Origin of the sequence: Pseudomonas sp. MD195_PC81_125, assembly GCF_014060985.1 — a bacterium.
Lineage (GTDB): Bacteria > Pseudomonadota > Gammaproteobacteria > Pseudomonadales > Pseudomonadaceae > Aquipseudomonas > Aquipseudomonas parakoreensis.
Genome location: NZ_JABULD010000009.1, coordinates 1 through 9,323 on the forward strand (window position 1 = coordinate 1; position 9,323 = coordinate 9,323).

Below are 9,323 nucleotides of genomic sequence, written 5' to 3' on the forward strand. Positions count from 1 at the left end.
GGGGATTTTATCCCCGATGGGTCGCGCAGCGGCCCTGTGACTGCTTTGCAGCCGATCGGGGATAAATCCCCTCACCACAGACATCTCTCCCTGACAGGGGTTATTGGGTTTTTTAAGGACGAGTTGTCCCTGCGTGGCGGGTGAACCCGCCACACGGTCATTCAGTTCAACAATCCGGGTGTGTCAGTTGGCCGGGGGCTTGCGTGGGGGCGCGGGGCTTTTTTCTCGGCGGCTTTTTTCACCCGGCGGGACGACTTTGGCGGCGCCTGCCGGTTTGGCCTTGGCGGCCGCTGGCGCCTTGGGCTTGGCCGCCGGAGCCTTGCTGTCGGTGCCTTTGCCGGCGGTCTTGCTGCCCGCCGCTTTCGGCGCTTTCTTCGGCGCCAAAGCCTCGGCTTCAGCCAGTTTGCGCGCCATCTCCCAGTGGCGTGCTTCATGACCTTCAGGTTTGCCCTCTGATTCCCAGATCTGATAGGCGAACTCGCGGATGCGTTTATCGTCGGTACTCATCGCAATGCTCCTGAACTGAACTCGTCGTTACGTAAAGAGTTGGATAAACAGATTGACCGGGATATCCCCCAGCGCGGCGCTGACGTTCAGCTCCCTGTTTTTTGTGACTGCGCTGCTGTGAAAAAGTCCCTTCAGGTTTGTGTCGGAGGCGGCGAACGGTAAAACCACCCGCGTATCGCCCCAGCGCAGCGCATCAACTTGAGGGACAGCACCGTTTTCCAGCAGCGTCGCGCAGCGCACCGGGACGATCACGATGGCGTACATCCCCTCAAGCTCACGGGCAAACGCGAGCACGTTGTGCGCCTGGCTGCCCAGTACCTCCAGGGCCTGGTACGCGCCGCGCCGGAACAGCTCGGCGTGTTCGACGCGCTGGTTCAGCACCTCGGCGATCAGCGCTTGCTTGATACGGCCGTCACGCCAGTTCGCCAGCAACGTCTCGACTTCAACACGTTCATGCAGGGCCTGCTCGCGAGCGGCGTAATCCACCGGCCGGCGGTTGTCCGGATCGACCAGGCTGAAATCCCAGAACTCGTTGCCCTGATACAGATCCGGCACCCCCGGCACCGTCATGCGCAGCAAGGTTTGCGCCAGACTGTTGAGGGCGCCGGCCGCAGCGATGCTGTTGACGGTCTTGCTCAGCGCGGCGCGCAGCAGCTCGCCCGCTTCACCGGTGAGCAGGCGTTGAGTGAACGCCTGCGCAGCGTTTTCATAGGCTTCATTCGGCGCACTCCAACTGCTTTGCAGCTTGGCTTCGCGCAGGGCTTTCTGCTGCCATTGCCAGATCCGCTCGGCGTAATCGGCCAAGCCGGCCTGATCGTCATCGCGCAAGTGCAGCGGCCAACTGCCGAGCAGGGCTTGATAGAGGATCAGTTCATCAGCGGACGAGGGCTGTTGATCATCGTCACGCAGCGGACGGGCGAGGGCGCGCCACAACTCGACCTGTTCGGCGTACCAGTGGCTGCGCTCGCTGAGCACCGCCAGCCGCGCACGGGTGTCCTCGCCGCGTTTGTGGTCATGGGTGGCGGTGGCCAGCAAGTTGTCGGGAAACGCCTCCATGCGCTGTTGATTGATCGCGTGGAAGTCACTCAGCGGTGCGCTGAACTGTTCGGTGTTGTAGCCGACGTCGTTGCGCGACAGCAGCACCGCCGAGCGGTACAGCGCGGTGTCTTCCACGGCTTTGGCCGCCGCTGGGGAGGTCAGTTGCTGGAAACGTACGCAGGCGTGCTTGAGAATCTTGCGCGAGCGTCCGCGCGGGGTGTGCCGCCACGGCGTGCCACCGAGCCATGTGGCCACGCAGTCGAGCACCGGCCAGTCGCCTTCGCTCAGGGTCTGCCGGGCGCCGTCCATGGCTTGCTGGAAGAAGTGTTCATCCTGCGCCGAGCGACCGAGGGCGCTGATGTAAGTGCGATACACCGGGAAATGCACGATCAGCGCCTGCAACACACGGCGAATCGCGCCGAGGGTCAGGTCGCGGGTCATCAGGTCGTCCCGGGCAACCTGCAGCAGCGCCTGAGCGACGCTTTCGAAGTCGCTGGCCAGCGAACCATTGAGAATCTGCTGGCGCGCCAGTTGCGCCTCTTCGATGAACGCCGCCGGACGCTCGGTACGTCGCTGCCACAGATCGCCGAGGACGTGTTCGCCATCGGGATCGTGTTGCAGCAACGAGAGCTGATTCATGAACTCGTAACCGGTGCTGCCATCCACTGCCCAGTCGGTGCGCAGCGTTTCGCCTTCACCGAGAATCTTCTCGACGTAGATCGGCAAGTGCCGACCCGGCGCGAGCAAGTCGAGGCGCCGCCGCAACTTGCGGCAATAGCCACGCGGGTCGGCGAGACCGTCGATGTGGTCGATGCGCAAACCGTCGACCAGCCCTTCGGCGATCAACTGGAAAATCTTGCCGTGAGTCGCTTCGAACACCGCCGGGCGTTCGACACGCAGGCCGCCGAGTTCGTTGATGTCGAAAAAGCGCCGCCAGTTAATGTCATCCGCTGCGGTGCGCCAACTGGCCAGACGGTAGCTCTGGCGTTCGAGCAATTGATGCAGCTTGTCGAAACCTTCGGCAGTGGTGGAATCGTAATGCGCAAGACTTTCCTTGATCGCGGCGAAGATCTGCGGATCGCTTGCCAGCTCCTTCAATTCAGCTTTGAGCGGCATCGCCAGCGCATGCGCGTCGTTCTGGTAGCTCAACGCACTGAAACGATCAGCCAGTGACTTCAGCGTCTCAATGGGTTTGAGCAGTTCACCGTAGTCATTCGGGCAGATCGGGAAGTGGTGTTCGTAATGCTCGACGTAAAAGCGCCCGTGCTGTGCGTCGAAGTGCAGTTTCAGCGTGCCTTCCTGCAACGCGACGCCGTAATCGCTGCCGAGAAACGGCAGCAGCAACTGGCCTTCCATCAACGGATCCGGCGAGTGCCACTGGATGTCGAAGAACTCGCCGTAAGGGCTGAGTCGGCCCCATTCCAGCAGGTCGAGCCACCACGGATTGTCCCCGCCGCCGACGGCCATGTGGTTGGAGACGATGTCGAGGATCAGCCCCATGTTGTGTTCGCGCAGGGCGCTGACCAGACGCCGCAGCGCCGGTTTCGCCGCCGAGTTCCGGATTGACCTGGGTCGGGTCGACCACGTCATAGCCGTGCATGGAACCGGCGCGGGCCGCGAGCAGCGGTGAGGCGTAGAGGTGGCTGATGCCGAGGCGGGCAAAATACGGCACCAGCGGCACCGCGTGTTCCAACGTGAAACCCTTGTGAAATTGCAGGCGCAGGGTGGCGCGCAGGGGCTGGATGAGCGTCTGGTTCATTGGTCACGCTCGGCAGCTTGCAGGCGGGCACAGGCCAGCAGTTCCAGACGCCGCGCAGCATCGGTGCCGTCGAGCAATGCTTCGCTGTTGCCAGGCAGGCGCCGCGACCAGTTCGGATGGCTGTCGATGGTACCCGGCAGGTTGGCTTGTTCGTCGATGCCCAGCGCATCCTCCAGCGGCAGCAACACCAGCGGCGCGCGGGTGTGGCCGAGGAAACGCACGCTGGCGTCCACCACCTGATCGGCTTCGTGGGACTCTTCGCGAAAGTTCTGCGGGTCCTGACTCAGCGCCCCGCGCAGGCCTTCGCGTTCGCGCTGGCGATGACGGCGCCAGTCGATTTCACCGTTGGCATCGACAAAGCCCAGGCGCGCATTCCAGTCGATGTCACGGCCGTGCCACCAACCGTTGAGCGTCGGCAGATCGTGGGTGCTGGTGGTCGCCAGCGCGTTGTCCGGCCAGTCAAGGATCGGCTTGAAACGGGTGTTGTCCTGTTCAAACAACAGCACGCGCATACCGAGAATCGAACGTGCGCTGAGCTTTTCCCGCAGCCCCTCGGGCACCGTGCCGAGGTCTTCGCCGAGGACGATGGCCTGATGCCGATGGGATTCGAGGGTCAGCAGACGCAGCAGGTCGTCGAACGGGTAATACAGATAAGCGCCATCGGCCGGAGCGGCGCCATTGGGGATCACCCACAGGCGTTGCAGGCCCATCACATGATCGATGCGCAGTCCGCCGGCATGGGCGAAGTTGGCCCGGAGCATGTCGATGAACGCGCGAAATCCATTACGGACCAGGCCCTCGGGCGAGAACGCGGATATCCCCCAGCCCTGACCGGAGCGATTGAGGATGTCCGGCGGCGCACCCACGGTGAGCGAGGCCAGCAATTCATCCTGAAAGCTCCAGGCCTGACTGCCGGCGCCGTCTGCACCGACCGCGAGGTCGGCGATCAGGCCGATGCCCATGCCGGCGCTACGGGCAGCCGTCTGCGCGCGCTCCAGGCAGCGGTGGATCAGCCATTGGCAGAAGGCGAAGTAACCGATGCGTTCGGCGTATTCCTCGGCAAAGGCTTCAAGGGCGGCACCGCGCGGGTCGTGCCAGTGTTCCGGCCATTCGCGCCAGTCGAGGCTTTCGCCACGGGCGGCGCGCATTTCCTGGATCGCTTCGAAGCGGCAGTGGTTTTCCAGCGCTTCGCCACCGGCATGACGGAAACTGGCGAAGTCCGGGTGCAACGGATGTTCGCCGGCGACAAAACCATCGTACAAGGCTTGCAGCAATGCCTGTTTGGCGTTGGCGGCGGTCGGCCAGTCGATCAGTTTCGAATCTTCCAGTTGGCGAAATTGTTCCGCCAGCCCGCTGGCGTCGATCGCATCGCGCAAGGCCCGTTCGCCAAGGATGGCGCCCGGTGCGGCATACAGGGGGTTGAGAAACAGACGGCTGGAGGGCGAGTAAGGGCTGTAGCGCCCGGTATCGGCGCTGAACATCGCGTGCAACGGACTGATCGCCAGCGCATCGGCGCCGCGTTCGCCGGCTACACGAGCCAGTTCCTCCAGCGCCTGGGTGTCACCAAAGCCGCAGTCGCCGGGGCGCCGCAGACTGTACAGCTGCGCACTCAGACCCCAGACGCGAGGGATCGGGTTGTCCACCGCATCGCCCACGCTGAAGCAGCGCTCGGGGGCCACGGCCAGAGTGAAATACTGATCGGCGATATGCACCTGCTGATAACCGACCGGGATCAAGCCGGGCAGTTTCGCTTCGGCGTCGAGTTTGAGGTTGAGGCGTGAGCCGTCTTCGAGGTGGATTTCGCAAGGCGTCTCGGGCTCGAAATAGCGAGCCAGATCAACGCCGACCCCGACATCGGCGGTCAACAGCGGCGGCAAGTGGCGATCTTGCTGTACTTGTTGCAGTTGCAGCAGGCTGGCATCGATTTCCTGCGCGGTGTTGGCCGGATGACCCAGCCCGGTAAGAACGTTGCGCAGTACCGCCGGGGCGACTTTCTGCGGGCGGCCGTTGGCGTCGATCCAGTCGACGGCGAGGCCGGCGCGGCTTGCGAGTATTTCCAGTTGCGCATCGCTCATAGGCGCTCTCCATCCAGAGGTTGCAAGGGGGTTGCGGCCGTGAGGCTGACAAGCGCGCAATACGCGGGCAGTTGGCCCGGTTCCGACAGGGCAACGGCGGGCGGTTGCTGAAACAGCCACACAGCGTCGCTCTGTGCTGGGTTGACCACTGGCGTGTCGCTGAGGTTCAGGTCAATTCGCAGCTCACTGCCATCGCCCAGGCGCCAGCGCGCACTGACCGCGCCACGACCGAGCATGTGCGCCCCGAGCGCCTGAGTGCCGGACAGGTTGGGAATGATGTATTGATGGCGCAATTGCAGCAGGCGTCGGTACAGCGCGAGGGTTTCCTGCTGTTTTGCGCTGCCGCTGCCGATCAAGCGTGGCTGTGAGGCGTGGAAGGTCTGTTCAGCATTCGGATCAGGAATTTTTTTCGCGCTGGTGCGGATCGGTGAAGGCGCTGAACGCGGCGAACTCATTGCGCCGGCCTTCGCGCACCAGATCCGCCAGTTCACCGTGGTGGCTGGTGAAGAACAGGAACGGTTGCTCGGCGGCGAACTCATCGCCCATGAACATCAGCGGAATCATCGGTGACAGCAGCAACAGCACGGTGGCGGCCTGCACGGCGCGTGGGTCGGCCAATTGATGCAGGCGTTCGCCGAAGGCCCGGTTGCCGATCTGGTCGTGGTTCTGCAGGAACAGGATGAAAGCGGTGGAGGGCAGGTGTTCGCTCGGCTCGCCGCGAGGTTCGCCGTGGCGGGTGATGTGGCCTTGAAACACGAAGCCCTGGCTCAGGCAGCGGGCGAGTTGCTCAGTGGGTTGCAGCGCATAGTCAGCGTAATAGGCATCGGTTTCGCCGGTCAGCAGCACGTGCAGGGCGTTGTGCCCGTCGTCGTTCCACTGGGCGTCGTAATCCTCTTCGAGCAGACTCGACTGGTTGAGCTCGTTTTCCACGGTCAGCCAGACGTGACGCGACGGATCGATCTGTTGACGGATGCGTTGTGCCAGCTCCGGCAGGAAATCCGGGCTTTCGATCGCATGCACTGCGTCCAGGCGCAGACCGTCGAAACGGTATTCGAGCACCCACATCAGCGCATTTTCGATAAAGAAGTCCCGCACTTCACGGCGGCGGAAGTCGATCGCCGCCCCCCAGGGCGTGTGCTTGTCCTCGCGGAAGAAGCCTTTGGCGTAGCGACCGAGGTAATTGCCGTCGGGGCCGAAGTGGTTGTAGACCACGTCGAGAATTACCGCGAGACCATGGCCGTGGGCGCTGTCGATCAGGTGTTTGAGTTGTTCCGGGGTGCCATAGGAGGCTTGCGGTGCGAAAGGCAGGACGCCGTCGTAACCCCAGTTGCGGGTACCGGGAAATTGCGCGACCGGCATCAGTTCGATGGCGGTAATCCCCAGCTCGACCAGACGTGCCAGATGCTGCTCGACTTCCGCAAAACCGCCAAGTGCGCCGACGTGCAGCTCGTAGATCACCGCTTCGCTCCACGGCCGGCCGTGCCAGGTGGTGTGCCGCCAGTCGTAGGCCAGCGGATCGACCACCACGCTGTGACGGTCAAGATCACCGTCCTGAGCACGGGAGGCCGGGTCGGGCACCTCCAGTTCACCGTCGATGTTGAAGCGGTAGCGGGTGCCCGCCGGGCACCGGGCCTTGATCACGAACCAGCCATCGCCCTGCGGCAACATCGGCAGGGACTGGCCGTCTTCAAGTTCGACACTGACGTAAAACGCATCCGGTGCCCACAGCGCAAACTGAGTGTGTTCGGCGTCCTGCATGATCGCGCCGTGGGGCCAGTTTTCTTGGGTCCGTAACGGCATCGTGAAAGCTCCTTGAGTTATTTGTGGCCGGCTTTACCCAGCGCCTTGGCGACCAGTCGTTCGTAGAGTTCGGCGTAGGGTTCGACCGCTTTGCACCAGTTGAACGGCGCGGCCATGGCCCGGCAGCGCATCGCGTTGAGCAATTCGGGGAAGGCGAAGACCTTGAACGCACGGCTCAGGGCTTCGCGGTAGCTGTCGGCGGTGGATTCGTCGAAAAGGAAACCGGTGACGCCATTCTCGATGGTGTCGGCCAGCCCGCCGGTATTGCGCGCCACCGGCAATGAGCCGAAACGCTGGGCGTACATCTGACTGAGGCCGCAAGGCTCGTAACGCGACGGCATCAGCAGGAAATCGCTGCCGGCGAACATGCGGCGGGCGTCGGTTTCATTGAAGCCGATGCGCACGCCGATCTGCCCGGGGAAGCGCAGCGCCAGCTCACGCATGGCCTGTTCCTCTTCCGGCTCGCCACGGCCGATGATTGCGATCTGGCCGCCGTTCTGCACGATGTATTCGGAGACGGCTTGCGTCAGGTCCAGACCTTTCTGATAGACCAGTCGCGAAACCACGGCAAACAGCGGGCCGCTGGAGTCGCTCAAACCAAACAGTTCACGCACATGGGCGGCGTTGATCGCTTTGCCTTCCCAGTCGCCGATGGCGAAAGGCGCGAACAGGTGCGGATCCGTTGCCGCATCCCAGCTCTCGTCGATGCCGTTGGGAATACCGCTGAGCAAGCCTTGCTGGGTCTTGGCGGCGAGGAATCCGTCGAGACCGCAGCCGAAATCCGGGGTGGTGATCTCTTGCGCATAGGTCGCGCTGACCGTGGTGATGTGGCTCGAATAGGCCATGCCAGCCTTGAGGAACGACATTTTGCCGTAAAACTCCATGCCTTCCTGTTGCAGAGCATGGGTCGGGATGCCGAGTTCCGGGCACGAGCCGAGGCTGGTCACGCCTTGATAGGCCAGGTTGTGAATGGTGAACAGGGTCGGCGTGCGCTGCCCGCGCCAGTGCATATAGGCAGGGGCCAGACCGGCCGGCCAGTCGTGGGCGTGCACCAGATCCGGGCACCAGTGGATTTGTGCGAGGTTGGCGGCGATGTCGGCAGCGGCCAGGCCCAGGCGGGCGAAACGGATATGGTTGTCGGGCCAGTCGCGACCGTTGTTGGCGCCGTAGGGCGAGCCTTCACGTTCATACAGTTCAGGGCAGATCAGGACGTAGATCACCAGTCCGTCCGGCATGTCCATGCGCCCGATCTTGCACGGGGGCAGCGCGGCATGGCCGCCGAGTTCGCCGATGATATGGATCGGGTTCTCGCTGTGCATCACCTGCGGGTAACCGGGGATCAACACCCGCACATCGTGCAAGTGCGCCATGGCGCGGGGCAGGGCGGCGGAGACGTCACCCAGACCGCCGGTCTTCACCAGGTCGGCGATTTCCGAGGTGACGAACAGCACTTTCTTCTTGTTCGGATTCTGGCTGGCGACCGGCGTCAGCGTTTTTAGTGCCCGGGACGTTGATCGACCGGCTGCCGGGAAGACTCATGGTGCTCGATTCACCAACCGCCTGCTGAGCACGCTCTCCCTGAATATCCAATGCCGCACTGATCATATGAATCTCCCGTGTCGTTGATCTGATTCTTGTATCGAACAAGCTGTGGCCAAATCCTGTGGCCGGGCGCAAACGCGCCACGCATCGGTGAGCAAACGCTACCCAACACGCGCAAGCAGAATGGGTGAAAGGGCCGTTGCAAGGATTGCACCAGTCGCGTTGACCCTGCCTTTCAGATGACCCGCCGCCATCGGCAAAAGTTTCGACAATTTTTCGGCTTTGTGACTGACCGGTTTTAACCCGCGAAAATCAGTCTAGGCCAGATCCTAGAGCGGGCGAGAGCAAACGGCTAAATTGTTCGACAATCGGTTTGCAGGCAGCGAAAACTGTGGTGTTCAAGCCGGAACGCACCGACGAAGGGCAGGTTTTTTTGATGGGGAGGGCTAAAACGGTGACTGGCCGGTCACGATTTTGTGCTAGCGGAAAGGCAAGGTGCACTGTTGTGGTGCGGTCAGTTTGTTGATCTGCTGAACACGGATGCACCTGTAGGAGCTGCCGAAGGCTGCGATCTTTTGATCTTGTTTTTTAGAAAATCAAAA

The 9,323-nt window shown here is 62.7% G+C and carries 2 protein-coding genes and 3 pseudogenes; all 5 read right to left on the bottom strand.

Features of this window, described 5'->3' with window-relative positions; translation table 11 throughout:
- Positions 1-183: 183 nt before the first annotated feature.
- The 5 genes and pseudogenes from HT737_RS00545 to glgA all read right to left on the bottom strand — a co-directional run bounded on the left by HT737_RS00545 (position 184) and on the right by glgA (position 8,784).
- Complete coding sequence (locus tag HT737_RS00545; RefSeq protein WP_182400961.1) at positions 184-507, bottom strand: DUF2934 domain-containing protein; 324 nt, start codon at positions 505-507, stop codon at positions 184-186.
- A 27-nt stretch (positions 508-534) separates the two neighbouring features.
- Positions 535-3,304: pseudogene (locus HT737_RS00550) on the bottom strand (malto-oligosyltrehalose synthase).
- Positions 3,301-5,379, bottom strand: a complete 2,079-nt coding sequence (gene malQ, locus HT737_RS00555; RefSeq protein ID WP_047294192.1) for a 4-alpha-glucanotransferase — start codon at positions 5,377-5,379, stop codon at positions 3,301-3,303. Before malQ ends, HT737_RS00550 begins: the two are co-directional and overlap by 4 nt.
- A pseudogene (gene treZ, locus HT737_RS00560) lies at positions 5,376-7,179 on the bottom strand (malto-oligosyltrehalose trehalohydrolase). Before treZ ends, malQ begins: the two are co-directional and overlap by 4 nt.
- 17 nt (positions 7,180-7,196) lie before the next feature.
- A pseudogene (glgA, locus tag HT737_RS00565) lies at positions 7,197-8,784 on the bottom strand (glycogen synthase GlgA).
- Positions 8,785-9,323 lie beyond the last annotated feature (539 nt).